The sequence below is a fragment of the Sorangium sp. So ce726 genome (assembly GCF_051521405.1).
GTDB lineage: Bacteria > Myxococcota_A > Polyangia > Polyangiales > Polyangiaceae > Sorangium.
On record NZ_CP150349.1, the window covers coordinates 6279112 to 6305222 of the forward strand.

Below are 26111 nucleotides of genomic sequence, written 5' to 3' on the forward strand. Positions count from 1 at the left end.
CATGTCGAATCGCTTTTCCTCGTGCGCCACGTTCCCGCGGCGCGCCGCGAACCTCTTCCTTCTCGCTTCGCTTGCGGCGACTTCGCCGCTCCTCGGCGGCTGCAGGACGGAGCTCCAGATTGGCGAAGAGCCCAGCGAGGGTGATGGTCCCGATACCGCGACGGGCACGGGCGGGTTCCCGCCGGGCACCACCACCGCGACGGGCACGGGCGGGTTCCCGCCGGGCACCACCACCGCGACGGGCACGGGCGGCGGGGGAACCGCTGCGACGGGCACGGGCGGCGCGGGAGCCGCTGCGACGGGCACGGGCGGCGCGGGAGCCGCTGCGACGGGCACGGGCGGCGGGGACGCCGCCGCCACGGGCACGAGCGGAGCCGGCGCCGCGGGCGGAGGCGGCGGTGCGCAGCCCACCGGCGGTGGTGGCACGGGAGGCGGCGGTGGCGGCGGAGAGAGCCTCCCAGGCAAGCCGACCGATCCGGAGTGCGCGAACTCCGTCTCCTATTTCGCTCCAATTTGGGTGCAGACCCAGACGCAGGTCGACGCGCTGCCGCTCATTCACAGCGCGGCCAACATCACGCTTGATGAGGGCGTCAAGAACCTCCAGCGCTTCAGGTGCCTGACCGGGGCGGACACCATCGACATCACGAGCGACTCGCTCGAGGATTTGCGCGGGCTCGAACGACTGCAGGTGGTCACGAACACCCTCACCGTCAGGAACACCGGAGCCTTGCGCTCCCTTTCGGGCCTCGAAGGACTTCGTCACGTGGGCTCCTTCTTCAGCATTCTCGACAACGTCGCCCTGCTCGATCTCCACGGCCTCGAGCACTACGTCCAGGACTCGAGCACTCTCGAGATCCTCCGGAATCAGAGCCTGGAGAGCTTGGACGGCCTTGGTCTCACGGAGGCCCAAAATCTCATCGTCCAAGACAACCCGGCGCTCGAAAGTCTCGACGGTCTACGCGTGGAGCGAGCCGAAAACCTCTTCATCAGCGGCAATGACTCGCTCACGAACCTCGACGCCCTATCGTCGCTGACCGAAAACCGCGGTCAAATTTACATCGGTCAAAATCGCGAGCTACTGAGCATCGCCGGCCTCCACGGCCTCACTCGCGGATTCAATATAAGCATCGAGGCCAACGCCAAGCTCCGCGATCTCGTCGGCCTGCAAAACATGAGCGAGATAATGGATCTTTCCGTGCTCGCGAACGACGCGCTCGAGAATATCGACGCGCTCGCTGGCGTCCTGCTCGGTGGGCTCTCGCTGAATGCCAACGCCTCGCTCACGAATATCGATGTCCTGCGGGGCCACACGAGAATCGACTTCCTTGCGATCGTCAGCGCACCGGGCATCACGTCCCTCCGAGCCCTGAGCAATTTGACGCGGGCAGACCGCATCGAGATCCTTGGAACGGGCGTGACGAACCTCGAGGGCCTCGAGAACGTCAGGATCCACGACGAGCTCTCCATCGCCGACAACGCAAATCTCCAGAGCCTCACCGGTCTCAGCCCAGACAATGACGTCCTCAGCGCCCTGCGGGTCACCGGAAATCCCATGCTGAGCGACCTCGCCGGACTCGAGATGCTCGAAGCCGTGACTGGCTACACCCACATCGTTGGCAACGATCGACTCGTCTCCCTTTCGGGGCTCGACAATCTGACCTCGGTCCCCCGGCTCATGATCAGGCAAAACCCGATGCTCACGAGCCTCACTGCGCTCGGCTCGCTTGAGACCGTGGAGAAAACGCTCTCGATCACGGACAATGAGTCGCTTCCGACTTGCCAGGCCCAGGCCATCGTCGATCAGATCGACCCCGGCGCGTTCCTCATCGAGGTGACCGGCAACTACGCGGGCGGCACCTGCGACTGATCTGTTTCAACCTGCAAACGTCGGGCTCTACCGCCCGAGCGCAGGCCTGGGCAGCCGGATCGCAACGGTACGCGGCATCGCAGGGTTCGTTGTCCACCGTCCGATCGATCCCGCGACGCCGTCCAAGGGGACGTCGACACGGGGCGCCGCCGGCCTGTGGTCGCGCAGGCCACACCCGCGCGGCGCGGTGCGACGGCCGCGCGACAAACTCGCCGATAGCAGCGCAGATTCCACGGTTCACGGACGGTATGTCGATTGCTTGGGCGGGCGTCGAACGCACAGCGATCCAGGCGCGTCGCTGCGTGTCAGCCAGCCAGCGCCGCGGCGCCGCGCGAGAGCGCAGGAGCCCATGGAGACGACCATGTCGAAGCACTTCTTCCGCACCGCACCGTTCCTCGGAATCCTTGTCACCACCGGCTGCGCCGCGACAGCCGGCGTCGATGAGCTCGACGACGAGCCGGTCGGAGAGGCCGAGAGCGCGCTCGCCACCGAGATGACGCTCAGCCCAAACCAGCGGATCGTCAACGCCGCCAGCCTTTACACCACGAACCCGGACATCGCGGTGAGCCAGTTCGCCGAGGCGTCGCTGGGCGGCTACTGCAACGGCGTGATGATCGGCCCGAACGTCTTCTTCAGCGCGGCCCACTGCGGGGGCGGGCCGACGACCATCACCTTCCGCACGTACCGAAACGGCAGCACGGCCGCGTCGGACACGGAGGGCTTCACGTGCGACGCGATGGAGCAGACGTTCAACGACACGGACGGCGTGCTCTTCTTCTGCTGGCCGAACGCCGCGGGCGAGAACCCGGGCGACAAGTACGGCTACGTCGATTTCGACGTGTCGCCGCCCGTCGTCGGACAGCAGATCTACAGCATCTCGGCGAACAACCAGCAGAACGGCAGCCTCCCCTTCGACACGCGCATGTACGCGAACGGCCAGGTCACGAGCGTCACCGGCGCGGGGCACTGGTTCACCCCGTCCTCGGCGCCGAACACCGGCGTCGAGATGAACGTCTGGGGAGAAGGGGGCATGAGCGGCTCGCCCCATTTCAACGCGGCGAACGGCAAGATGATCATCGCCCCGCTCTCCACGGCGTGCTCCAGCGGGTGCTGGGGCCGCAACGCCCTCTCGATGCGCGACCTGCTGTACTGGGGTTACATCAACCCGAGCTTCGACCCAGCGGCCCAGGGCCCCACGGTCAACGTCCCGCTCGTCACGAGCCTCGGCCTCACCCCGGCCAACTACTACGGCTGGGCGGACAAGGAGCTCGACTGGGAGTTCGACATCCAGCGCGACCTCGAGCGGCTGCGCGGCGAGGCGCGGCGCGACTGGTACAACCTCGGCTTCGACAGTCAGCGCCGCAACGCGCTCTGGGACCTCACCGCGCTCGCGACCCTCGACGTGGCGAACCGGTGGGCGCGCATCAACCGCACGACCGGCGCGGGCTACGCCGACGCGCTCTCGCACGGCAAGCTGAACCTGGCCGCGGGCAGCTACCGGATCACGCTCATGACCTACACGCAGGCGAGCCAGTACGCGAGCTCGCTGTGGGTGGGCCTGAAGAGCGGCGCGACGTGGATCGGGGGCGAATACGTGGCGAACACCGTGGGATCGGGCTGGCAGATGCACACGTTCGAGGTGAACGCCCCGTCCGACGGGCTCACGCTCGGGCTCGGCGTGTTCGGGACCGCGGATATCCTCGTGTCCGCGCCGAGCGTGGTGAAGAGCACCGCCGTCATGAACTTCGACACCTTCGACAAGCGCACGAACTGGCGCAACGACGTCGATGGGAGCCGGGCGCAGGTGGTGCCCGACGGACGGGTGACGGGCACGCCCAACTGGGCGGTTCGCGTGACGCAGAGCGCGACGGGCTACCCGGTGCGCAACCGCCAGCTCGCGCTGGCGGCAGGGCGGCCGTACCAGATCTGCTTCGACGCGCGCAGGACCACCGCGAGCGGGTCTTCCCAGGCCGAGCTCCGCGTCGTGAGCGGCGGCACCCAGGTGATGTGGACGAGCTTCTCGCCCTCGAGCGCCTGGAGCACCACCTGCTCGGCGGCGTTCACCCCGCCGTCGGACGACAACAACCTGCAGATCCGCGTCTCGACCGGCGATCCGGTCCTCGTCGACAACATCGCGATCACCGCGATGTGACGCGACGCCGGTGCCGCCCGCCGGCACCTCCTCGGCGCGCGTTCCCCGGGGTGAGCGGGGCGGGTGCGTCGAGCTCCGGCTCTGCCAGCGCAGCGCCGAGCGCGGCGCGGACGCGCACGGGGTCGGGCTTCAGGCACCAGAGCGCCATCTCGAGCGTTCGATATCGTGACATGTCACGTGACATGTCACGTGACATGTCACGGATCCGGCAGGTGCGCTCGATGCGTAGGAACGCCAGAGCGCGACCGAGAGGCCGACGCGCTCGCGGCCTGTCGCGCTCGGTGATCGCGGTGAGCGCCGCTCCTCGGGGCCGAAGAGGCGCGCCGGCATGGGTGGCACCCGTCGTGCTTGGAGAGGTTCGCTTCCTTCGCATGCAGCTTGCCGATGCCCCGTGCCGACGGGGCAGCGCTCCGTCTGGCTCTCTTACAGGACAATGCAACGGGAGGTTGGCGAGTCATGTTCAGAGGTTTTCAGTTCACGATGGCGGCGGCCATCTTGCTGGTGGGCTCCGAGGCGATGGCGTGGTCCACGAACACCATCCCTGGCGCCAGCGCGGCCGGACACACGGCGCAGGGCTATGCGTGGAGGGACTGGGGAGGGGGCGCCTGGACCAAGTGGCACAGCGTCGCCTACGGGGATACGACCGGCGATGTCGTCAAGGTCGCCCGCCGGGAGGCCAACGTCGGCTTCCCGGGCGGATGGCTACCCTGGGTGGTAGAGACGGTCGATGAATCCGTGGACTTCCTCCACGGCCTCTCGATGACCATCGGCAAGGAGGACGGCACCGAGTTCATCGCGTACGTCGACCTCGACAGTTCTAGCCTGAAGGTCGCCAGGCGGGTCGGCGGCAACGCCGGCAACTGCGGCGTCCTCAGCCAGTGGGACTGCGAGACGGTCGTCTCCGCAGACGCGATTCGCACGCCCTCGATCGAGGTCAGGTTCGATTCGGCGATCCAGAATTACGTCATCCACGTCGTCTACACGACCGAGACGAGCGCCGGCGTCCGGAGCCTGAAACACGCGCAGAAGGTCGGCGTGGGTCCATGGTCTATCGCGACGATCAAGGCGAACACGAACCAGATCAGGCTCGCCTCCGACGCGATTGCCATCGAGGGCACGGCGCCGTTCGTCGCCTTCGCCGAGACCTCGGTCGGGGTGCAGGTGAGCCGGTTCATTCCCGCTCTCGGCAGCTGGACGACCACCCTGATCGACGCGAACGGCGGGGGCTACGTGTCCATGGACGCGAGGTCGCTCCGCCACGAGATCGCGTACACGAGCAACAATGAATTAAAATCCGCCTCGTGGAGTTTCTTGACCGGGGCCTGGACGGTCAGCACCGTCGACACGTCGGTTCCGGGGCCCTATGTCTCCTTGGTGCTCGATGACGCCTTCAACCCGCAGATCGCCTACACAAAGAGCGGCGCGCCCTGGCGGGCCAAGCGGGGGACGAGCGGGTGGAGCACCACGAGCACCGGTACCGCGGGCTTCAACGCCAGCCTTCAACTGGACACCCACCTCGCGACCGACAACGCGATCCTCGTCCACATCGGCAGCAGCAACGTCATGTACGTCACCGAAGAATAGGCACCCGCCTGGCGGGGCTCCAGCCCTCGAGAGCCGGCGGCGTCGCGGGCCGCGTGCGCTCGCCGGCCGTCTCGTCCTCTCGCGCTCTCAGGCCTGCGCCTCGTTGATCACGACCTCGAACCCCTTCACGCTCTCGAGCCCGGCGAGCGATTCGCGGCGTGTCTTCCGGCCCTGGATCTCGAGCATGATCCGCGCCGCCTCGTCCAGCATTCCCGGGATCAGCGTCCGCTTGACCGGGTCGTCGAAGCTGAGCCCCGGCCCCTTCTGCACCTCGGTCAACCACGGGTGAAGCGTGTCGTCGAGGATCAGGTCCGCGCCGTAGAGGCCGAAGCAGTGGCCACGCGCCGGCCTCCGCTCCAGCAGCGCGCCATGACACGCGCGCACCACGTAGCTCAGGCACCGTTTCACCGCCGGCTTCAGGCTGTCCTCCAGGTAGGTCGGGCCAGCCACCTGCCGCCGATCGGCGAGGTAGCGCCGCAGATCGTCGAAGGTCCACTTCAGGACCGCGGACGGGTCGTGACCGGGGTGTCGCTTCTGCTGGTAGACGTTGGTCACGTGAATCAGCGGATTGTCGAAATCGTCGAGCTCGAACGGCAGGGTGTTCAGCCGTACGGTCCCCTCCTTGTACACGAGCACGACGAGAGGATCGAGGCTCGCGATGAGCCAGTAGACGCGGATCTCCGACTTCCGGTTCTCCAGAAGCAGCGGGGTCTTGATGTACCGCTGGATGATGTACTGGTTGTCCTCGAACGCGCGATCGAGGAGGCCGGCCTCGCACGCCTGGCGGAGCCCCTGGAGCGTCCAGAGGATCCGGACGCCTCGGCCGCGCGACTCGTTGCCAGGCTTGAGGATCCAGAGGTTGTCCTTCCTGTCCTTGCCGGGCAGCTGCGCGAAGAAGCGGGCGCGCTCGGCGCGATCGAAGAGGAGATAGGTGTCCTGGTAGAAGTCCCTGAGCCTCAGATCGCCGCTCGCCGGGCGCTGATCGAACCGCTTCAGCGCCAGGGTCATGAGCCCCTTGTTGATCATGTGCCGTTCGTTCGGGATGTGGTTAATCAGCTGATCTTCGCGCAGCGCGCCGAAGTACGATTGATAACCTTTTCGAATCCACAGAAGATCGGCGCGTTCGGAGCCGTCGGTAACCATGTGGCCGTTTTGAACAAACGATGCTCTGGCGTTCTCGGAGCTGCGGTCGCAGTAGATTGTGCCCATGGCATTCCTCCCCGTGGCGAGCGGTAAGACCATGAAAATAGGCAAACAGGAGAGGCGCGGACAGTAGTACTTCCGGTGGGCGTGAGCAACGGCAGCTCGCCAGTTCACGGGGTTCAAGCGCCGGCGCCGGTGAGAGCGATGCGTCGTGGGCGTCGGGTGCAGCGCCGGCGGCGCGCATCTATGCACTCGCGGCCTCGGTCGTCTCGCCAGCATCGCTGTGATCCACGTCCCGGCCGACGTGAGTCGCTGTGCCGAGGTTGCTCGTTCATCGGCCGCTCGTGCCGTCGGGGCCGCGTGTCGGGTGTCTCTCGCCGGCGCACGGCGCTGCGTGCTGTGTGGACTCGACTCGCCGCCGGGCGACGGTCCGACCGCTCGGGCCGTGCGCGCTGCGCGAGCAGATGTGGAGCGGGCGGCGACGAGCTTCGTGCGCGACGACTCCGGTTCGACACCGCGCGCAGTGGGGTCGCCCCGCGAGGAGGAGAAATACGAGGGCTTCTCGACGCAGCTCCTGGAGCGGAAGTCTCGGTCAAAAGGGCCCGGTGCGTTCCACACACACGGGCGCGGCCATGACATGCTCATCATGAAATGCTCATGAGGAGGGGACCGCTCACGCGTGCGGCTGTCAGGCACGCCGGGTGCTCACCGGTGCCCGACCGCGCGCACCACGCGTGCGGTGAGGAGGCTCACAATGCGGCGAAGCGCGTTGAAGGGGATGTGTTATCTGGCGGTCTTTCTGAATGCGTGCGGGGGCGAGCAGCCCAGCGACGAACAGCTGGCCGGCTCGCGGGCAGACGATGACGGCCTTGCAGAGATCGACGGTGAGCTCGTTCAGGACATCCAGAGCCTGAAGACGAAGCACTCTGGCAAGCCCAAGGACCACGACTGCGACGACGACGACGACCGCGATGACGACGACGATCACGATGACGACGACGATCACGATGACGACGACGATCACGATGACGACGACGACAACGATGATGACGACGACGGCTGGTATCAGCACGGCTATTGAAGCTGAGGCCTTCGCGGTGCCGCGTTGCGACCGCCTGAAGCTCTGACCCGCCCTTCGTCCAGAGGGTATCCAGGATGGAGCCGCGCGAGACGCGGCTTCTACCGGTCTGTCAGGAGCCCGCGCTCACGGGACGAACGCGATGTCGTCCACGAGCATATCGAACACGGTCGACTTTGCGGTGTGGAACTCCACCGAGTAAGCGTGCGCAGCGTCGAACGCCGGGGGCGCAGGCACGCCCCAGCCGTCCGTGCTGAGGATATCGAACATGACCGTGTACTGCGCCCACTCGGTCGTGATGTCGATCCCTTCGCCGAAGTGGTCGCCGCAGCCGGAGCCTTCACACACGCCGCCCTCGCGATCGGTGTTGCGGTCGGGGAAGTTCACGTAGATGTGCGTCGGCGCTGCCGCCTTGGCCCAGAAGGTCAGGCCCGAGTAGGCAGAAGCGTCGTAGGTGAGCTTCGCCCCGCCTGGGGCGAAGTTCAGATCAAACCCCATGCCGGCACCCCTCGAGACGAATCCGCTCCCCGCGACGTGCGCGGCGTACTCGCTCGGGTCGTGCCCGGGCGAGACCGGTACGAACGGGCGGCCGGGCAGAGGGGTCTGCGTGCCGCCCCGGGTGCCGTCGTTGTACGTGTACCAGCTGCCGACACGGTCCTTGCACCGGAGGATCGCGCCGTCGCCGTCCTCCAGGTCGTCGAGGAGCGCGGTGCAGGCCGGGATCTCGGGCTCCGCGTCCGAGCCGCCGGCGCCGCCCGGGCCGCCGCCCGCGCCCACGTCCGAGCCGCCGGCTCCCCCGGACCCGTCATCGAGGCCAAACGGATCCGGGTCGTATTCGCCGGGCGAGATGCCAAGGACGAGGCCGCATCCGCTCAGCAACATCGACGCGCAGAGGGCGACCGTGAGCACCTGGAAGCGCATCAGAAGCTGCCTTGCACGAGCGCTCCGCCGACCGCGGGCGAAATCGCGAGCGACGCGCCCTGGGTCGAGCTCCTCGCGGTGAGCCACAGCACGCCGCCGCCAGCGATGGCCGCGAGGCCGACGCCGAAGACCACGGTCGCGACGTTCGCGCGCGCCACGGCGCCGCTGCGGATGTCCATGCCGCGCTGATCGCAGCGGTCGCCGTTGCAGAACGGGCGCGACTCGTCGAACCTCGACTTCGCCGCGAAGCCGAGCGCCGCCCCGACGCCCACGGCCACGACCCCCGCGCCTGCCGTGACGAGCGCGATCGGGCGGCGGGCGTCCCCCGCGCCGCCCGCGTCCCTCGACGCAGGGTCGTCCTCCAGCGCGCGCACGACGAGGGTCGAGGTCACGCCGCCCGGCTTCACCTCGACCTGCGCCGTCCACGCCCGCTTGCCCGGCGCGATCGCCTGGATCACGTGGGTCCCCGCGTCGACCGGCATGGGCACGCCCCACTGGCCGGGGCCGACCGGCGTGCCGTCGCGCTTCACCTCGAGGCCCGGCGTGCTCGCGGCCTCGACGACCACCGAGAGGCGCGAGACCTTCGGCTGGACGGCCGCCGCGCGCTCGCGCGCCTTCGCCTCCTTCTCCCGGTCGCCGCTCGCGTGCACCCGCGCGGCGACCTCGAGGAAGTGCGCCCACGCGGAGGCCATCTTGCCGATGCGCTCGTAGCAATCGGCGAGGAAATAGCGGGTGTTGACGCTGTCGTAGAGGCGCAGGCTCTCCTCGTACTTGGGGCAGGCGCGCGACGCCTGGCCAGCGTCGACGAGCGCCCCCGCCTCCCGGAACAGCGCCACGGCGCCCGCCTTGTCCTCGGCCCTCGCTGGACGCCCTCCCGCGATCGCCGCCGCCAGGCCGATGCCGATCGCGCAGAGGCGCGCGGCGCGCCTGCGCTTCGGTCGGCTCTTCGTCTGCGACGGCGTCATCGTGTCGGCGAAGGTATCAAAGGTATCAGAAGACATCGCGCGAGAACGGGTCGGCGCTGGAGGGCCGCTTCCCCTGCGGCGCGCCGCGCTTCGCCGGCTGCGCCGAGCCGCCCGGCCTCGCGGGCTTCTGCGGTGCGGGGGCCGTGGCGCGCGCCTCGGGCGGCGGCCCCTCGGCCGGCCCGCCGGGAGCGGCGCTGGGGGGCGGCGGGGCGCTGGCGGCAGGCCCGACGGCCGCGTCCGGCGCGACGCTCGGCTGCGCGGGGCGCGGCTCTGGCCCGGCGCTCGGCTGCGCGGCGCGCGGCTCCGGGACCGCGCCCTGAGGGCTCGCCGACGATGCCGCCTCGCGCTCGATGTCGCTCGGGGCTCCGTCCGAGAAGCGCCAGAGGAGCAGGCCGCCGCTCACGAGCGCAACGCCGATCCCGATCGCGATCGGGGCGGCGCGCCTCTCGCGCGACGCTGGCTTGCGGGTCGTCGTACCGAGCGGCGCGATCGTGAGCGCTCCCCCGTCGAGGGGCACGGTCGACGCGGGGAGGGTCGCCCCGGCCGCCGTGACCGCCGTGGCTGCGGGAGGAGCGCCGGGCGGCAGGGCTCCAGCTGGGAGCGCGCCGCGCAGCGCGCCGAAGAGGCGCTCGGCCGCCGCGCGCGCGTGCGGCGGGGCGAACGGCACGAGCGCGAGCGCGAGATCCGCGACGGTCGGGAACCGGCGATCGCGATCGCGCGCGATCGCCGCGAGGATCACCTGCTCCAGCGGCTCCGGGAGGTCCGGGCGGAGGGCGCGCGGCCGCTGCGGCTCCCCCTGCGTGACCAGGTAGACCAGCTGCGCGAGCTCCTGCGCGAAGAACGGCGTTCGCCCCGTGAGCAGCTCGAAGAGGACGACGCCCAGCGAATAGATGTCCGCGCGGCCGTCGACGTCGCTCGACGAGCGGAGCTGCTCGGGGGACATGTAGAGCGGCGAGCCGAGCACTCCCCCCACCCGCGTCAACGCGTGATCCTCCGCGTGCGTCATCTTGGAGATCCCGAAGTCGAGCACCTTGACGCACGGTGAGCCGTCCGCGTTCCGTGTGACGAACAGGTTGCTCGGCTTCACGTCCCGGTGGACGATGCCTTGCGCGTGCGCCTCCGCGAGCGCCTCGCAGACCTGGAGCACGAGCTCGATGGCCACGGGCACCGCGAGGCGCCCGCTCTCCGCGAGCACGGCGGCGAGGTCCCTCCCCTCGAGGTGATCCATCACCATGTACGGCGCGCCGCTCTCGAGCGTGCCGACGTCGGCGACGCGCACGACGTGCTGGCTGCGGACGCGCACGGCGGCGCGCCCCTCCCTCAGAAAGCGCTGGAGGATCTCCGGATCCCGCACGTACTTCGGCAACAGCACCTTGATCGCGACGCGCTCATCGAGGGCGAGGTGGCGCGCGGCGACGACGAGCCCCATGGCGCCCCGTCCGAGGACGCTCTCCACCCGATACTTGCCGAGGAGGACATCCCCGGGGGCAATCGTGGTCTCGTCGGGGCTCGACATGGCAGGCCAGGGCGGCAGAAGGGCATCCACTATGCCACGCCATGGTGAGAGGCTCATGCAATTTTCCACTGCACCGGCCTCAGCCGGGCAGCGCTACGCTACGTACGATGGATTGGCCTATCCTGTCCTGTCGCGGCCGCTCCTACCTGACTCGTCGCGACCCGCTGGGAGCAGAGCGACGACGACCTAATCTTCAGCGATGGCCGCGGCGCTGACGGGCCCTTCCATTCCTTCCACCGATTGTTACGAAACGACACACCCCCACGGATTGTTACGAAACGACACACCTCCTCGCCCAGCGATCGGGCTTGCCTCGACTACGCGCCTCGGCTTGCCTGCAAAAATGTGATACAAATGCTCTTACACATGGAAGCCGCGTCGCGGCAATTCACATCAGGATCAGGAGCGAACGATGGGACGTCGGCGAGTCGCGATTTCTGTTCTACTCGTCGACTGTTATTGATATAGCGATAGCGAGGTAGCCAATGACCACCACCTTTCGATTCGTCGCGCCCGCCGCCGCTTCCCTCGCAACCGTGTTGCTCGCGATTTCGCCGTCGTTGGCGGCTTCGTGGCAAACCCGGGTCAACTACGGCGGGAACACGCCCATGGACCTCTACGTCCCGGATAAGGTCGACGCTTCGCCGGGGGTCGTGGTCTCGCTGCACTACTGCAGCGGGAATGCAGGAAACGCTCATGGCTGGTTCCAGGGTCTGGCGGATCAGCACGGCTTCCTCATCATCACTCCGCAAGCAGGCGGCAACTGCTTTGACGCAACGCCCGCGCGCAGCGGTGAGCGAGAGGCCATCACCAAGATGGTCCAGTACGCCGTCACACAGCACCACGCCGATCCGGCCCGAGTCTTCGCTGCGGGGGCGTCCTCCGGCGCTTGCATGACGAATGCGCTCCTCGCTGCCTACCCCGACGTGTTCGCTGGGGGTTCGGTGCTGGCGGGTGTTCCCGCTGGCGCCTGGACGGGAGGCAACGCCTATGGCTGGACGACCCCTGCCAACAGGAGCGCTGCCCAGTGGGGTGACCTCGTGCGCAACGCGAATCCGGGCTTCACCGGCGCACGGCCTCGGGTTCAGCTCTGGCACGGAACGGGTGACACCACCCTCAACTACGAACCGAACTTTCCTGCCGAGATCGCGCAGTGGACGAACGTCCTCGGTCTGAATCAGTCCGACGGCAAGACGAGCAGCTTCAGGGGTTCCTCGGATACCTGGAATCGGTCCTCCTACACGAATGCTGCGGGGACGCTCGTCCTGGAGACGAACTCCGCGCAAGGCGCCCCGCACGACCTCTCGGGGCGAGGCCTGTGGGCCGACGCCGTGCGCTTCTTCGGGCTGGATATGGACCCTCCGTCCACGGGAGAAGGCGCGGGCGGCGGTGATGGAACCGGAGGCAGCGACGCGTCAGGCGGAGGCAGCAGCGCCTCCGGCGCCGGTGGCGAAGGTGGCAGCGCAAACGGCGCCACGTCAGGCACAGGTGGCAACGCGAGCGGCAGCACGGGCAGCGGAGCGACCAGCGGAGGCACGACGAACGCCGCCAGCGGAGCCACCACGGGCGGCTCGACGAGCAGCGCGAGTGGAAGCGCCGCTTCCGGAGACAGCGATCCGACCACGACAGGCGGCGACAGCGCGTCGGACGACGGTGGGTGCAGCTTCAACGCGGCCTCCAGGGGTCAACTGCCCGGCGGCGCGCTCGTCGGATTGCTCGTGGCAGGGATTGGCGCGCTGGCCCGCCGCCGTCGCCGATCTGCTGCGTGAGCGTGTAGCGCCGGCGTACGGCCCGGGTGGCCTCGCGCTCGGCACGCCGGCGCTCCTCCTCGGCCTCCCAGGCTCCTGAGCCCCTCCATTCGAGCTGCCCTCAGCAATCTGCCGTGCCATCCGTGCTCAGTCCGCAGGTGTGATCCGCGCCTGCGCTGATCTGGAGGAACGTGCCCTTGGGGCTTGACGTTTCCGGAGCGTTTGGATTTCCTTCCATCATGAAGACGGCTTTCACTCGCTTTCGACTCGTCGCATCGACGGCGCTCCTCGTCGCGGCTGCCGCGTCCTGCGGCAGCGAAGATGCCGATCCTGGCACAGCAGGTTCGTCGAGCGGCTCACCGCCAGCCGGTGGGTCGGGCGGGACGGGTGGAGCGGCCGCGAGCAGCGGCGGTGCGGGTTCAGGCTCGGGCGCCTCGAGCGCCGAAGGAACTGGCGGCATTTCCACGGGAGGTTCGTCAGCGGTCAGCACAGGCGCAGGGGGCGGCGGCGCGGCAGGCACGGCATCGGGGGGTTCGGGAGGGTCGGCGCCCGAGACAGGCGATCGCTCGCCGGAAGGCACCTGCGCGCGCTTCAACGCCGACACTGCCGACATGAGCGAAGGCACGTGGAGCGGCTCGCTCGATCCCGAGTGCGACCCCGGAGACATCTCTCCCGAGGGTCGAGCGAACGCGCTCCGGCTCTTCAACCTGTACCGCTGGCTGGCGGACTTGCCCCCGGTCGTGACCGAGCCCACCCGCGACGCTCAGGCCCAGGCCTGCGCGCTCATGATGGACGCGAACAATTCGCTCTCGCACGAGCCGCCGGAGAGCTGGAAGTGCTACTCGAAGACAGGCGCGGACGGCGCGAGGACGAGCAACATCTCGAGTGGCCCCGGCGTTGCGAGCGTTCAGGGCTATCTGATCGACCCCGGGAACGAGACGACCTTCGGCCACCGGCGCATCATCCTTGCGAACGATCTCGGTCCGATCGGCCTCGGCTCTACCGGGAAGAACGGCGCCTCCTGCATGCAGAACATCGGAGGGACGGGGCGGGCCGGCAAGGAGTGGACGGCCTGGCCTCCGCCCGGGGTGTTCCCGATGCAGGCGTACGGCGACCGCTGGAGCACGCTCAGCGACACCGGCTGGTCGATCCAGAGCGAGGACATCCAGCTCGAGGACGCCGAGGTCACGATCACGAGCGGCGGAGCCCCTCTGGCCGTCAACGTGGAGCCGCTCCAGGGGCGCTACGGCTCCACGAACGCCATCCGCATCGTGCCGAACGGTTGGGACCCTGAAGCCGGCAACACCTACTCTGTGAGCGTCTCCGGAATCTCGGCGACCATCGCCTACGACGTCGTGTTTGTCGACTGCGAGTAAGGATTCTCGTTCCCCTTCTTCCCAGGAGATCCTCGATGCCCGCCAGCGAACCGCGCCTCCTTGCCCGGAAGGAGTTCGACGCCGCCGCCCTCGTCGCCGCGCACCCGCCGCGCATCACCGACGCGAACAAGCGCCTCGTCCATTCCATCGCCTGTCCGCCCGGCGCTGCGCACCGCGGCACCGTCGTCGTCTCCCGGTGGCAGGCCGTGCCGCTGCCCGCCGCCGTGCCCGCCGCCGCCCCCGAGCTCCGCATGCGCGAGGACGTCTACACGTACGCTCCCGAGCCCGCCGCGCGCCCCGCCGTCGAGTGGCACGTCAACTTCGCCGATCTCCTGCTGTTCGTGGCCTATGGAAGCCGCCTGTTCGCGCAGGACGAGATGCAGGCCGCCGAGCACCCCGTGCTCGGCTCCGTCCGCGAGGCGCTGCTCGCCGCGCAGGATCCGGCGCTCCCGCCGACCACCCGCGACGGCGCCGTCCCGACGCCGATCCTCCTCCGGGGCGTCGAGCGCCGCTGCTCTGTCGATACCGCTCATGATGCCGCCATGCCCTATGGCCTCTACGGGAACCGCTTCGCCCGCGCCTCCCCGGACGTCATCCGCAAGGCCACGACCCGGATCGATCCGCCCACGATCACGAACCTCATCGCCATGGAAGCGCCCCCCGGCGGCAACGGTCGCTACACGCGCGCCCAGATCGAGGAGATCACGACGACCGCCACGACGGCCTTCTCCGCCGCGGTGCTCGAGTCGGGGCTCGCCGCCGAAGCCCCTGCCGTCGTCGTGCACACCGGCCACTGGGGCACCGGCGCCTACGGCGGAAATCGAGTCCTGATGGCCGCCCTCCAGATGCTCGCCGCCCGGCTCGCCGGCATTGACGTGCTCGTCTTCCACACGTTCGACGCCGACGGCTCCGAGGCGTGGACCGCCGCCCGCACCCTGGTCGATTCCCTGATCGCCACCCATCCCTCCACGGCGTCGCTGCTCGACGCGATCGAGGCCCGGGGGTTTTCATGGGGTGTCTCCGACGGCAATTGACGGCGCGGTCAATCGGCGCACGGCGGGGAGGTCGGAGAGCGCCGCGCACCCGCTCTCCCGCCGGTCACGAAGCGGCGCGAGAACTTTATTTCGGGACCTTGACGTCGAGCTTGCCGAGGCGCGCGAGCAGCGGGCCGCGATCCTCCATGGCCACGCCGACGAGCCTCCGCGCAGACGCGTCGTCGAGCTTCTGGACCGATCGCGCTGCGAAACGTGCCTCGTCCGCGGCGGGCACCTGGAAGATCAGGTGGTAGACACCGCTGTTCGAGACCGCGAGCACGCGCTGCGTCTCCCCCAGGCCGAGCAATCGACAGAGCGCCGCGGCAAGGAATCCCGCGGCAGCGCGGGCGAGAGCGCCGCCGCGAAACGAGAGCGAGACGTGGTGCTCGTGTCCGTCCTCGCCGGCCTCGGCGACGGTATACACCACGGCGATGTCGGCGGACGTGATGAACGCATTGCCCTCGGCGAACGGGTCCGCGGGCGGGCCCCCCCCGGGGCGCCTGAGGGCGGTGTCCTTGGCGCGGCCGAGCCCGCGCGAGAGCTCGATCAGGTGGTCCGGCGAGAACAGCCGATCGTAACGCGGCCGCTTCATCGCGAACCGGTAGACGAGGAACACCACGAGCCCGACGAGCAGCCATTTCAGCATCGGACCTTGCACCTCCGCGCCCAACCACCGAGACAGACCATCACGCCCGCGGCGAGCGGCTCATTCGCCCCGCCGAGAGCGCGCGCGAGGGCCGGGCGAGCGCCGCGACGAGCGAGAGCATCGCCGCAGCATGCGGCTTCTTTCGTCCCATGGCGAGGTATCGTGCCGGTCCTCGCGCGATTCGTCCATGGGGTTTCACCGCTGCCGTCGCCTCTCCCGCAGCCGCGCCTCACGCCCTTGCCGCTCGGCTTGCCTGATGGCGCGCGTTGCTGCGACGTGGGCAGGCGCGCCGCCCGGAGCGGGATCTGTGGCGCGATGCCGGCCCGATGGTGGATACTGGCGCCGGCCTTCAGCCCCTTCGCCGCGATGACCCAAGCCGCCACCTACGTCTATGTCTCCAACGCCGAGAGCTGCGACATCTCGGTGCTGCACCTGGACCCCGCCGACGGGTCGCTGGCGCCGGTGCAGGCCGTCGGTATCGAAGGCCAGGCCGGCCCGCTGGCGGTCTCGCCGGACCGGCGCTTCCTCTACGTCGCGCTGCGCACCGAGCCCCACGCGGTGCAGAGCTTCGCGCTCGACGCGGCGAGCGGGCGGCTGACGCCGCTGTCGGCGGCGCCGCTGCCCGACAGGATGTCGCACCTCATCACCGATCACAGCGGGCGCCATCTCTTCGGCGCCTCCTATGGCGGTCACATGACCAGCATCAGCCCCCTCGGCAGCGACGGCGCGGTGGGCGAACCAGCCGCGGTGTTGCCCACCGGCCGCAACGCGCACGCCACGCTGGTGGATCCGTCGAACCGCTACGTCTTCGTCAGCGCCCTCGGCTCGGATGTGGTGGTGCAGTGGCGCTTCGACGCGGCCACTGGCCGGCTCACCCCCAACGATCCACCGGCGTTTCCGGTGCGTCCGCAGGCCGGCCCGCGCCACCTCGCGTTCGCTCCCGACGGGCGCTTCGTCTACCTGCTCAACGAGCTGGACGCGAGCGTCGACGTCCTGGCCTTCGACGCCGAGCGCGGGACGCTGGCGCCGGTGCAGAGCCTCTCCACGCTGCCCGAGGGCTTCTCTGGCAAGCCCTGGGCGGCCGACCTGCACCTCACGCCCGACGGCCGCTTCCTCTACACGTCGGAGCGCACCTCCAGCACGCTGGCCGCGTTCAGCGTCGATGCGCAGACCGGCCGCCTGAGCCTGGTCTCGCACGCGCCCACGGAGCAGCAGCCGCGCGGCTTCCGGATCGACCCGAGCGGCCGCTGGCTCGTCGCCGCCGGGCAGCTCTCGCATGCGGTGCGCGTGCACGCGATCGACCGCGAGAGCGGCCGGCTCACGCCCTTGAAGGCGTGCCCGGTGGGTCGCGGTCCCCACTGGGTGGAGATCCTGAGCTTCCCGTGATCTGAACGCTGCGCGCGCGATAGCCCCGAGCTGGCGAAGCTGGCGGCGCGCATGGCGGCCGCCAGGTCCCGGAGCGCGGAGAGGACCCAAAGATCCGGCAAAAAGGCCGCGGCACACCGCTCGCAATACGTGCCCACCAGAACGCCGCGAGGTCCGACCTCGCGCTGGTCCCGCCGTTGCGGGACAGCGCGAGGCCCGGAAGCGGCGTGCTAGCCCGAGCCGGCGTCACGCGCCGCGCCCGGATGGAGGCACCCATGTCGGTTCATCATGCCATGTCCATGTTTCTCCCTGTCCTCGCGCTCGCCTGCTCCACCGCGCAGGGCGCCACCCCGGAGCCACCGGAGAGCACCACACCGCAGCGCGACGACGCAGCGGCTCCGGCCGGCTCCACAGGCGCGAAGAGCTTCGTCGACGCCGAGTCGTACTTCACGAGCTCGGCCGAGATCGACGCCTGGTACGAGCTGCTTCGCGAGCTGAAAGACGACTTCGACGTCGTGTGCGGCGACACGTTCTGCGAAGGCGATTTCACCAACTACGAGCCGCTTCGATTCCGTTGCTCCGTCGAGGAGCACGCCGGGACGATAGGCAGCTGCGTGTGGGTCCTCGCCGCGAGCAACGAGGAGATCGTGCCTTCCACAGGCGATGTGGAGGTGGACGCCAGGATCTTCGTCTGCGAGATGCCCGTCGCCCCGGAGACCGCCGTGACCGACCTCGTCGAGGCGCTCTCGGCGCCGTCGGGTCGGGCGATCAACGCCGCGCTCCCCGGAACGGACAGATCGCTCTACGACGGCCTCGTCGAGTGCCTCTGACAGCGCGCCGGCGTCGGCCGGCACGGTCGTCGAGCCGCGCTGGCGCCGCCTGACCCCGCCCGCACCATCCCTGGATCTCCTTGGATGGCCGCCGAAACCCCCGTTCGCCGCACCGCACTTCCGGCCAGAGCGTTAAATTTCCCCTATGAGCTGCCGGAGGGGCACCGGCGATGGTCCTCGACGGGCATCGCGTCAGCCGGCGGACGTGAAGCCCGTCGTGGGCTTCGGGTGAGCTCCAAGCTCACGTGAGGGGCTCATGTCTCCTCGCCGACGGGGCGCCCGCGCCGCGGCGCGACCGACGGCTGCCCCAGGAAAACGACACGGCCCGGCGCGATGACATGAAGGACGGCTGAGCCGGGTGCATTCATGAGCCGGAGGCGAGCATCCGTCGCCACGCCTGTGTCGGTCGCCAGTCGCCGGTCGCCGATCGTCCGGGGCCATCGTGCCTGCTCGCCCCGTCCGGCGCGCTTCGGCCCGATGTCATCGAAAGGCTCGTCATGGCAAGCTCCCTCTCCACAGGCCGGCGCGTGAGCACCCCGCGCCGACATCTCACGTGCATCGCCGCGCTCGGGCTCTCCCTCGCGGACGCGTCATGCGTCGCTCCAGAGGTCGCGTCGCCGGGCGCGGGTTGCCACTGATGCGGGAGAAGGTGGGTATGCAGGAGCGCGCTCCGTTGGGGAGCGATATACCACTTTCGAAAAAAAGAAATGGCCGCACACGATTGGGTGAAGGACGGCCCGACACCGGAGCATCCAGGTAGGCAAGAGCGGGATGCAAACGGTCCGCTCCAGCAAAGGTTCTCAGGAGAGTAAAAAGATGAGCTTGTTCAGCAAGATGGTACTCCCGTTGGCGCTCCTCGGCGCCGCAGCCGTGCTCGGTGGCTGCGTTGGCGACGCTTCCCTCGAAGGCGATGACGGGCAGGAGACCCAGCCCGACGCGGTGGAGGCGGCGGATCTCGAGTCAGCGAACGCGATCGACCCCGACGCGGCGGAGGCGGTTGGAACCGCGGAGCAAGCGCTGCATACCGTATGGAAGTGCTACGGTCCTAATAATGACCCGAATGGGGGGTGGGGTCGGCCAATCGTCGGCTACGTCGATATCTGGTGGGGCCATAATACGTGGGATGCCCAGTGGGCCTGCAACGAGTGGATCGGGATGTGCGAGCGGCAGTGCGTGACGAGCGACAGCCCAGTGCGAAAATATTGATAAGTAGTCTGAAAGATCCGCCAAGGTAGTTGTCGCATTCGCCGACGGCGCGCCCGCGCCGCGGCGTGACCAACGCCGGCGACACGAAAATGACACGGCAGGGCGCTATGACATGAAGGACGGATGAGCCGGGTGTATTCATGAGCGAGAGGCGAGCATCCACCGCGACGCCTCTGTCGGTCGTCCGTCGGTCGCCGGTCGTCCGGAGCCATCGCGGCCCGCCCCGTCCGGCGCGCTTCGGTCCGATTTCATCGAAAGGCTCGTCATGGCAAGCTCTCTCTCCACAGGCCGGCGCGTGAGCGCCCCGCGCCGGCATCTCACGTCCATCACCGCGCTCGGGCTCTCCCTGGCGCTCTGCGCCGCGGCCGCGTCGTGCGTCGCTCCGGAGGTCGTGTCGCCGACCCCGGGCGCGGGCGGCGCCGGAGGCGGCAACGGCGGCAACGGCGGCGACGGCGGCAACGGCGGCGACGGCGGCTCCGCCGGAGCGGGGGAGCAGGGCGGCGGAGGCGGCGGCGCCGCGCCGGGCAGCACGCGCGTCCTCACGTTCCACAACGACAACGAGCGCACCGGCGCGAACCTCGCCGAGACCACGCTCACCACCGAGAACGTGAACGCGAGCCAGTTCGGGCTCCTGTTCCGGCGCGCCGTCGACGACCAGATCTACGCGCAGCCGCTCTACGTGCCCGGCGTGGCCATCCCCGGCCAGGGCGCGCGCGACGTCGTCTACGTCGCCACGATGAACAACTCGGTCTACGCGTTCGACGCCCGCGACCCGCAGGCCGGCGAGCCGCTCTGGCACGTCAACTTCAACGATCCGGCGAACGGCGTGACGCCGGTCGACCACCTCGACGTCGGCCAGGCGTGCGGAGTTTACCGGGACATCAGCGGCAACATCGGCATCCTGAGCACGCCCGTGATCGACGGCGCGACGGGCACGATCTACGTGGTCGCCAAGACCAAGGAGAACGGCGGCGAGCAGGTCTATCGGCTCCGCGCGCTCGATCTAGCCACCGGCGCGGAACGGCCGAACAGCCCGGTCGTCCTCGAGGCCAGCGTGCCGGGCACCGGCGACGGCAGCGTGGACGGCACCCTCGCGTTCGACCCGGCGATCGAGAACCAGAGGCCGGCGCTCACGCTCGCGAACGGCATGATCTACATCGCCTTCGCCGGCTACTGCGACACCGGGCCTTACCACGGCTGGGTCCTCGCCCATGACGCGGCGACGCTCGAGCAGCGCGCGGTCTGGAACGACACGCCCGGCGGCTGGGCGGGCGGCATCTGGATGGCTGGGCAGGGGGTGAGCGTCGACGCCGACGGCAGCGTCTACCTCCTGACCGGCAATGGCACCTTCGACGGCGCCGAGAACTTCGGCAGCAGCGTCGTCCGGCTGTCTCCCGAGCTCGAGGTGCTCGATCACTTCACGCCGTACAACGTCGACTACCTCAACGAGCTCGACCTCGATCTCGGCTCGTCCGGCGCGCTCCTCCTGCCCCGCTCGAACCTGCTCGTCGGCGCGGGCAAGGGCGGTTACGTGTACGTGCTCGATCGCCACGACCTGGGCGGGTTCAACCCGGAGGGCGACACGCAGATACTGCAGACGTTCCCGGTGACGCCGGACCACGTCCACGGCTCCCCCATCGTCTGGGATCTGCCGGGCGGCCCGATGATCTACGTGTGGGGGGAGAACAACTACCTCCGCGGCTTCCGCTGGGACGGCGCGCAGTTCCAGCCGGCTGGCCAGAGCGAGCGGCCGGCGCCGCCGGGCATGCCCGGCGGGATCCTCTCGCTCTCGGCCAACGGCGGCGCCCCCGGCACCGGCATCCTCTGGGCGACGCACCCGCTCCGCGGCGACGCGAACCAGGCCGTGCGCCCGGGGATCCTGGAGGCGTTCGATGCCTCGGATCTCTCGCGCGTCCTCTGGACCTCGCAGAAGGTCGCCGCGCGCGACGATTGCGGGGATTTCGCCAAGTTCTCGCCGCCCACCATCGCCGACGGCAAGGTCTTCCTCCCGTCGTTCTCCAACCAGCTCTGCGTCTACGGGCTCGGCGACTTCGGCGACGACCCCTGCTTCAACGGCGTGGAGGACGAGGGCGAGGCCGGCGTCGATTGCGGCGGCGCTTGCGCCCCGTGCGGGCCTCGCGAGGTGCTCTGCCCCGGCGCGGGCTCCATCTTGGTGGGCGACGAGTATCCCTGTGATCTCGGCGGTGAACACCGGATCGCGAGCGTCGGGATCTCGGTCGGCTGCAACGACGGCGAGACCGCCGACTTCGTCGTGACCTTCGACGGGCCGACTCCCCTCGAGGTCACCGCCGCTTGCGATACGAGCTTCGCGGTGAGCGGCGTCGTGTCCAGCCAGGCCACGCTCCGCATGGTCGGCGGCGGCGGTGACGACGGGCAGATCTCCTTCGAGTGCTGCGGCTCGAGCGGCTGGTCGATCGCCTTCGAATGACCGTCTCCAGATAAGCTTGTTCGCTGGGCGAGGACGCGCGGCGCTCAGGAGGGGCCCGCCGGGCGAGCGCTTCCGGCGCCGCGCTCGCCCGTCACTGGCTCTCCTTCGGCGAGCAGCCGCTTGAGCGTGGCGAGATCGACGGGCTTCACGAGGTGCTCGTCAAACCCGGCTTCACGCGCCCTCTCGCGGTCCCCCTGCTGCCCGTAGCCGGTGAGCGCGATCAGATAGACGTCCTTGTGCTGGGGTTTCTCGCGAACGCGGCGCGCGAACTCGAGGCCGTCGATCCCCGGCAGCCCGATGTCCACGATGGCCACGTGCGGGAGCACCTCGTCCATGAGCTCGATCCCCGAGATCCCGTGAGCCGTCGCATGGCAATCGAACCCGGCGCGCGTCAGGAGCGCGCAGAGCGCCTCGCGGCCGTCGTCGTTGTCCTCCACGACGACGACCCGCGATCTCCTGGAGAGCTCCCCGAGGAGCGAGCCGCGCGTCGCCTCCTCCTCGGAGGACGGCTCGGAGATCGGCAGCCGCACCTCGAACTCGCACCCTTTGCCCTCCCCCTCGCTCCGCGCGCTCACGGTGCCGCCGTGCTTTTCAACGAGGCCTCGGACGAGGGTGAGCCCCACGCCGAGCCCTCCCGCCGATCGGTCCAGCGTGCGGCTCGATTGCACGAAGAGCTCGAACACCGTGTCGAGCATCTCCCTCGGGATCCCGACGCCGTCGTCCTTCACGCGGACCACCGCGTGGTCGTCCACGCGCTGCGCCTCCAGGGTGACATGACCCCCTCGCGAGGTGTACTTCGCAGCGTTGTTGAGCAGGTTCACGTGAACCTGCTGGAGCCGCGCAGGGTCGCCCTCGACCCAGATCGGCTCGGGATCGACCACGACCGAGAAATCGACGCCGCGCGTGTCCATGAGGTTCTTCACCGCGTCGGCGGCGTCCTTCACCACCGAGCCGAGGTCGAGCACGCGCTTTCGAAGCTCGATCTTGTTCTGCGTGACGCGGCTCGCCTCCAGCAGGTCGTCGAGCAGGCGCGCCATTTGCGTGGACTGACGCTCGAGGATCTGGACGACCTTCTCGTCGAGCCCGGACGCGCCGTCCGGCGCGGAGCAGTCTTCCTTGAGCAGCGCCGTGGCGTGGACGATGGCGCCAAGCGGGTTGCGGAGCTCGTGCGACAGCATGGCGAGGAACTCGTCGCGCCTGCGTACGGCGTCCTTGATCTGTTCCTCCGATCGCTTTTGCGCGGTGACGCTCCGGAAGATCCCGATGATACCCACGATGTGGCGCGCCGCATCGATGAGCGGGAGCCGCGTGACGAGGTCCCACTCCACGGCGCCATCCTGCCGTACGCGCTGCTCCAGCTTGTAATGCTGTGCCTCGCCGGTCCGCAGCACCACCTCGTCCTGCTGGTGAACGGCGAGCGCCGCCTCGTACCCAGGCAGCTCGAAGCCGGTCTTGCCCGCCGCTTCGCCTGGATCGGCGAGGCCGAGGCGATCCGCCATGGCGTGGTTCGTGCGAATGAACCGGCCGCGCGCGTCCTTGAAGTAGATCGCGTCGGGCACGCTGCGGAGCAGGCTATTCAGGAGATAGCGCTCGTGGAAGAGCGCGTCCTCCGCCGCTTTCAGGCCGCTCACGTCGATGAGCGTGAGCACGACCCCCGCGATGGTGCCCTTGGCACGGTAGGGGAGGATGCGAAGAAAGAACGAGCGACCATGCCGGTCGCGCAGCTCGCGCTCCACGCGCTCCCCCGTCGCGAGCACGCGCTTGAGATCCGCGGTGAGCTCCGGGTGGTCGACCGCATACGTGAACGTCTCGATCGGCCTGCCGACGTCCTGCAAGAGCAGGTTGAAGCTCTCCGCGATCTGCGGCGTGAATTTCCTGATCTTGAGCTCCCTATCGAGGAAGATGGTGCCGATGTCCGTGCTCGACAGGAGGTTCTCCATGTCGTTTCCGAGCTCGGTCAGATCAGCGATCTTCCGCTGGTACTCCGCGTTCACCGAGTAAAGCTCCTCGTTGACGCTCTGGAGCTCCTCGTTCGTGCTCTGCAGCTCCTCGTTGGAAGCGAGGAGCTCTTCGTTCGCCGCCTGCAGCTCTTCGTTGCTCGCCTCGAGCTGCTCGGTCATCGCCTGCAACGTCTGCTTCGTGTGACCGAGCTCCGCCTCGAGCGCGCCGAGCTGCTCGCGCGATACGTCGTCCAGGTCGATCTCCTTCACCGGCATCGCCGCCCGTCGCGGCGCCCCGTCGATCGCGTCGAAGGTGATGAGGACGTGGGGCAAGGTGCCTCGTCGGCTCTCGACCCGGCGCATCGTGATCTTGTAGACGCCGCCCTCCGCTTGCACCCCCTTGAACACGATCGCCGTGCGCTCCTTGATGACGCGCCGGAGGCCCCCCGTCAGCACCAGCTTGAGGTCGCCGTCCAGCATCTCGAAGGCGTCGAGCCCCTGTCTGCCATCCCTGACCTTCAGGAATCGGCTCGCGCCGCCGAACGCGTGGACGAGCTCCCCTGTGTCATTGACGAGGAGGCTCGGAGGCATGAACTCGTCGAGCAGCGCGTCGTAGGTCCCGAGCAGGTGCGACGCCGGGTGGCGCGCGACGGGCGCGGCGATCCCCGAGCGCGGGGCGCTCCGGGCCTTCGGCGATACCGGCTGAAAGCGGGGCTCTACCTGCATCCGCCGGTCGCTGTACTTCCGGTAGATCCGCCATTGCTTGTCGACGATCTCGAAGTCGTGCGCGAGGTGCCCCGGCGTCTCGCTGGGCCCGAGGAAGACCACGCCCCCGCGGTTGAGCGCGAAGTGAAAGAGGCTCAGGACCTTCTGCTGCACCGCCGGCTGAAGATAGATGAGCACGTTGCGGCAGCTGATGAAGTCGACGCGCGTGAACGGCGCGTCCTTGATCACGTTGTGGTGCGCGAAGACCACCGACTGGCGGAGATCCGGGACAACCTGGTAGCTGCGTCCGCGCCGGATGAAGTGCCGCTCGAGGCGCTCGGGGGAGACGTTCACCACCGCCTCCTCCTCGTAGAGCCCGCGCGTCGCGATCTCGAGCGATCCATGGTGCACGTCGGTCGCGAAGACCTTGAACGGGCGGTGGCCGCTCCCGGACGTGAGCTCGTGGAGGAGGATGGCGAGCGAATAGACCTCTTCGCCCGTCGCGCAGCCGGCGACCCACACGCGGAACGGGGCGTCCTGCGGTCCCGCGCGCAGGAGCTCGGGGAGCACCGAGCGCTCGAGGATGCCGAACGCTTCCTCGTTCCGGAAGAAGCGCGTCACGCCGATGAGGAGATCACGGTAGAGCACGTCGAGCTCGCTCGACTTGCTCTTCAAGCGCTTGACGTACTGTTCAATATCGTCCGTATGCGCGAGCTGGATCCGTCGCTCGATGCGCCGGGTGACGGTGCTCGGTTTGTAGTGCGTGAAGTCGATGCCGAACTGCTCCTCGAGCATCCTGTAGACCGCGCTCATCCCCTGATCGACGCTGACCGCGTCCCGCTCCGGCCGATGTCCCTTGGACCTCACGTGCTCGAGGAGGACGCGCGGCATGTCCTGGGGAGGCAGGACGCAGTCGGCCACACCGGCGTCTCGCGCGGTCTTCGGCATCCCATCGAACTGCGCGCTGTCGACGTCCTGCACGACGACCAGCCCGCCCGCCTCGTGAACCGCGCGGATCCCCCGCGAGCCATCGCTGCCGCCCCCGGAGAGGACCACGGCGATCGCCCGCGGGCCGCAGTCCTGCGCGAGGGATCGAAAGAACACGTCGATGGGCAGCGCGAGCTCCTGGTCGCGATCCCGCTCGCTGAGGAGCAGGCGGCCTCCGGAGATGATCATCTCCTTCTTCGGCGGGATCAGATAGACGTGGTCGGGCTCGACCAGCATGCCGTTCTCGACGAGGTGAATGGGCAGCTCGGTGCGGCGCCCGAGGATCTCGTCCATCAGGCTCTTGAAGTCTGGCGACAGGTGCTGGACCACGACGAAGGCCATCCCGCTGTCCTTCGGGATGTTCTCGAAGAAGTGCTCGAGCGCCTCGAGCCCCCCCGCCGAAGCGCCGATCCCTACCACGTAAGGCGCTACCTCTGGCCGGACTGTGCGTGTTCTTGTCTTTGTGGCATCGCGCACCTCGCGCTCGGTCGACATAGCCGACCTCGACGGCAGCAAGCGTGCCCAGGCTGGGGCCGCTCGCGAACGCCTTCAGCGGGGCCAAAATCCCCGGAATTTCGGCGGCGGGCGGATATCAGATG

At 68.9% G+C, this 26111-nt stretch carries 19 protein-coding genes; 11 read left to right on the forward strand and 8 right to left on the reverse strand.

The window, feature by feature from the left end:
- Window positions 1-517 precede the first annotated feature (517 nt).
- Both WME79_RS23435 and WME79_RS23440 read left to right on the forward strand, forming a co-directional pair.
- A complete protein-coding gene (locus tag WME79_RS23435) occupies window positions 518-1867 on the forward strand; it encodes a hypothetical protein (protein WP_437539134.1) in 1350 nt (449 codons plus the stop codon).
- A gap of 361 nt (window positions 1868-2228) precedes the next feature.
- A complete protein-coding gene (locus WME79_RS23440) occupies window positions 2229-4019 on the forward strand; it encodes a trypsin-like serine peptidase (protein WP_437539136.1) in 1791 nt (596 codons plus the stop codon).
- Here the strand turns inward: WME79_RS23440 and WME79_RS23445 are convergent.
- Window positions 4006-4191 (reverse strand): hypothetical protein, encoded by a 186-nt coding sequence (locus tag WME79_RS23445; protein ID WP_437539138.1) that lies wholly within the window; start codon window positions 4189-4191, stop codon window positions 4006-4008. The genes WME79_RS23440 and WME79_RS23445 overlap by 14 nt on opposite strands.
- 284 nt (window positions 4192-4475) lie before the next feature.
- On the opposite strand from WME79_RS23445, the gene WME79_RS23450 reads away from it, so the two are divergent.
- On the forward strand, window positions 4476-5603 hold the full coding sequence (locus WME79_RS23450) for a hypothetical protein (RefSeq protein ID WP_437539140.1): 1128 nt from the start codon (window positions 4476-4478) through the stop codon (window positions 5601-5603).
- Between the two features lie 87 nt (window positions 5604-5690).
- Here WME79_RS23450 and WME79_RS23455 read toward each other — a convergent pair whose 3' ends face one another.
- Window positions 5691-7394 carry a hypothetical protein gene (locus WME79_RS23455; protein ID WP_437539142.1) on the reverse strand — a complete coding sequence of 568 codons (1704 nt, stop codon included), beginning with the start codon at window positions 7392-7394 and terminating at the stop codon, window positions 5691-5693.
- A gap of 106 nt (window positions 7395-7500) precedes the next feature.
- Between WME79_RS23455 and WME79_RS23460 the strand changes: the two genes are divergently transcribed.
- Window positions 7501-7827, forward strand: a complete 327-nt coding sequence (locus WME79_RS23460; RefSeq protein WP_437539144.1) for a hypothetical protein — start codon at window positions 7501-7503, stop codon at window positions 7825-7827.
- A 123-nt stretch (window positions 7828-7950) separates the two neighbouring features.
- Here the strand turns inward: WME79_RS23460 and WME79_RS23465 are convergent, their stop codons facing one another.
- From WME79_RS23465 to WME79_RS23475, 3 genes are read right to left on the reverse strand one after another with little or no spacing between them, the layout of a single operon-like run.
- Window positions 7951-8745, reverse strand: a complete 795-nt coding sequence (locus tag WME79_RS23465) for a hypothetical protein (protein ID WP_437539146.1) — start codon at window positions 8743-8745, stop codon at window positions 7951-7953.
- A complete protein-coding gene (locus WME79_RS23470) occupies window positions 8745-9746 on the reverse strand; it encodes a hypothetical protein (RefSeq protein ID WP_437539147.1) in 1002 nt (333 codons plus the stop codon). The genes WME79_RS23465 and WME79_RS23470 overlap by 1 nt, the downstream gene beginning before the upstream one ends.
- The gene (locus WME79_RS23475) at window positions 9736-11256 is read right to left on the reverse strand and encodes a serine/threonine-protein kinase (RefSeq protein WP_437539149.1); all 1521 of its coding nucleotides are present in this window, start codon (window positions 11254-11256) and stop codon (window positions 9736-9738) included. Before WME79_RS23475 ends, WME79_RS23470 begins: the two co-directional genes overlap by 11 nt.
- 455 nt (window positions 11257-11711) lie before the next feature.
- Here WME79_RS23475 and WME79_RS23480 point away from each other — a divergent pair, with 455 nt between their 5' ends.
- Complete coding sequence (locus tag WME79_RS23480; protein WP_437539151.1) at window positions 11712-12995, forward strand: extracellular catalytic domain type 1 short-chain-length polyhydroxyalkanoate depolymerase; 1284 nt, start codon at window positions 11712-11714, stop codon at window positions 12993-12995.
- Window positions 12996-13095: 100 nt separating this feature from the next.
- On the opposite strand, the gene WME79_RS23485 is transcribed toward WME79_RS23480, so the two are convergent.
- On the reverse strand, window positions 13096-13641 hold the full coding sequence (locus WME79_RS23485; RefSeq protein WP_437539153.1) for an RCC1-like domain-containing protein: 546 nt from the start codon (window positions 13639-13641) through the stop codon (window positions 13096-13098).
- Between WME79_RS23485 and WME79_RS23490 the strand changes: the two genes are divergently transcribed.
- Entirely contained in the window at window positions 13586-14350 is a 765-nt protein-coding gene (locus tag WME79_RS23490; protein ID WP_437539155.1) for a CAP domain-containing protein, read from the forward strand. The two genes, WME79_RS23485 and WME79_RS23490, sit on opposite strands and share 56 nt — an antisense overlap.
- A gap of 35 nt (window positions 14351-14385) precedes the next feature.
- Window positions 14386-15384 carry a hypothetical protein gene (locus tag WME79_RS23495; RefSeq protein ID WP_437539157.1) on the forward strand — a complete coding sequence of 333 codons (999 nt, stop codon included), beginning with the start codon at window positions 14386-14388 and terminating at the stop codon, window positions 15382-15384.
- An 85-nt stretch (window positions 15385-15469) separates the two neighbouring features.
- Here WME79_RS23495 and WME79_RS23500 read toward each other — a convergent pair whose 3' ends face one another.
- The gene (locus WME79_RS23500) at window positions 15470-16030 is read right to left on the reverse strand and encodes a hypothetical protein (protein WP_437539159.1); all 561 of its coding nucleotides are present in this window, start codon (window positions 16028-16030) and stop codon (window positions 15470-15472) included.
- Between the two features lie 315 nt (window positions 16031-16345).
- On the opposite strand from WME79_RS23500, the gene WME79_RS23505 reads away from it, so the two are divergent.
- The 4 genes from WME79_RS23505 to WME79_RS23520 all read left to right on the forward strand — a co-directional run bounded on the left by WME79_RS23505 (window position 16346) and on the right by WME79_RS23520 (window position 21880).
- On the forward strand, window positions 16346-17416 hold the full coding sequence (locus WME79_RS23505) for a lactonase family protein (protein WP_437539161.1): 1071 nt from the start codon (window positions 16346-16348) through the stop codon (window positions 17414-17416).
- A 254-nt stretch (window positions 17417-17670) separates the two neighbouring features.
- A complete protein-coding gene (locus WME79_RS23510) occupies window positions 17671-18225 on the forward strand; it encodes a hypothetical protein (protein ID WP_437539163.1) in 555 nt (184 codons plus the stop codon).
- Window positions 18226-19041: 816 nt separating this feature from the next.
- Complete coding sequence (locus WME79_RS23515) at window positions 19042-19431, forward strand: hypothetical protein (protein ID WP_437539165.1); 390 nt, start codon at window positions 19042-19044, stop codon at window positions 19429-19431.
- 265 nt (window positions 19432-19696) lie between these two features.
- Entirely contained in the window at window positions 19697-21880 is a 2184-nt protein-coding gene (locus WME79_RS23520) for a hypothetical protein (protein WP_437539167.1), read from the forward strand.
- A gap of 44 nt (window positions 21881-21924) precedes the next feature.
- On the opposite strand, the gene WME79_RS23525 is transcribed toward WME79_RS23520, so the two are convergent.
- Window positions 21925-25932, reverse strand: a complete 4008-nt coding sequence (locus WME79_RS23525) for a chemotaxis protein CheB (protein ID WP_437539169.1) — start codon at window positions 25930-25932, stop codon at window positions 21925-21927.
- Window positions 25933-26111 lie beyond the last annotated feature (179 nt).

Excerpts from the sequence above, each read along its gene's own strand:
- WME79_RS23455 (WP_437539142.1), bottom strand. The coding sequence starts at position 7,394 with ATGATGAGCATGTCATGGCCGCGCCCGTGTGTGTGGAACGCACCGGGC.
- WME79_RS23510 (WP_437539163.1), top strand. The coding sequence starts at position 17,671 with ATGTCGGTTCATCATGCCATGTCCATGTTTCTCCCTGTCCTCGCGCTC.
- WME79_RS23495 (WP_437539157.1), top strand. The coding sequence starts at position 14,386 with ATGCCCGCCAGCGAACCGCGCCTCCTTGCCCGGAAGGAGTTCGACGCC.
- WME79_RS23465 (WP_437539146.1), bottom strand. The coding sequence starts at position 8,745 with ATGCGCTTCCAGGTGCTCACGGTCGCCCTCTGCGCGTCGATGTTGCTG.
- WME79_RS23450 (WP_437539140.1), top strand. The coding sequence starts at position 4,476 with ATGTTCAGAGGTTTTCAGTTCACGATGGCGGCGGCCATCTTGCTGGTG.
- WME79_RS23445 (WP_437539138.1), bottom strand. The coding sequence starts at position 4,191 with ATGTCACGATATCGAACGCTCGAGATGGCGCTCTGGTGCCTGAAGCCC.
- WME79_RS23460 (WP_437539144.1), top strand. The coding sequence starts at position 7,501 with ATGCGGCGAAGCGCGTTGAAGGGGATGTGTTATCTGGCGGTCTTTCTG.
- WME79_RS23490 (WP_437539155.1), top strand. The coding sequence starts at position 13,586 with ATGAGCGAAGGCACGTGGAGCGGCTCGCTCGATCCCGAGTGCGACCCC.
- WME79_RS23505 (WP_437539161.1), top strand. The coding sequence starts at position 16,346 with ATGCCGGCCCGATGGTGGATACTGGCGCCGGCCTTCAGCCCCTTCGCC.
- WME79_RS23520 (WP_437539167.1), top strand. The coding sequence starts at position 19,697 with ATGGCAAGCTCTCTCTCCACAGGCCGGCGCGTGAGCGCCCCGCGCCGG.
- WME79_RS23480 (WP_437539151.1), top strand. The coding sequence starts at position 11,712 with ATGACCACCACCTTTCGATTCGTCGCGCCCGCCGCCGCTTCCCTCGCA.
- WME79_RS23470 (WP_437539147.1), bottom strand. The coding sequence starts at position 9,746 with ATGTCTTCTGATACCTTTGATACCTTCGCCGACACGATGACGCCGTCG.
- WME79_RS23500 (WP_437539159.1), bottom strand. The coding sequence starts at position 16,030 with ATGCTGAAATGGCTGCTCGTCGGGCTCGTGGTGTTCCTCGTCTACCGG.
- WME79_RS23440 (WP_437539136.1), top strand. The coding sequence starts at position 2,229 with ATGTCGAAGCACTTCTTCCGCACCGCACCGTTCCTCGGAATCCTTGTC.
- WME79_RS23485 (WP_437539153.1), bottom strand. The coding sequence starts at position 13,641 with ATGTCTCCGGGGTCGCACTCGGGATCGAGCGAGCCGCTCCACGTGCCT.
- WME79_RS23515 (WP_437539165.1), top strand. The coding sequence starts at position 19,042 with ATGAGCTTGTTCAGCAAGATGGTACTCCCGTTGGCGCTCCTCGGCGCC.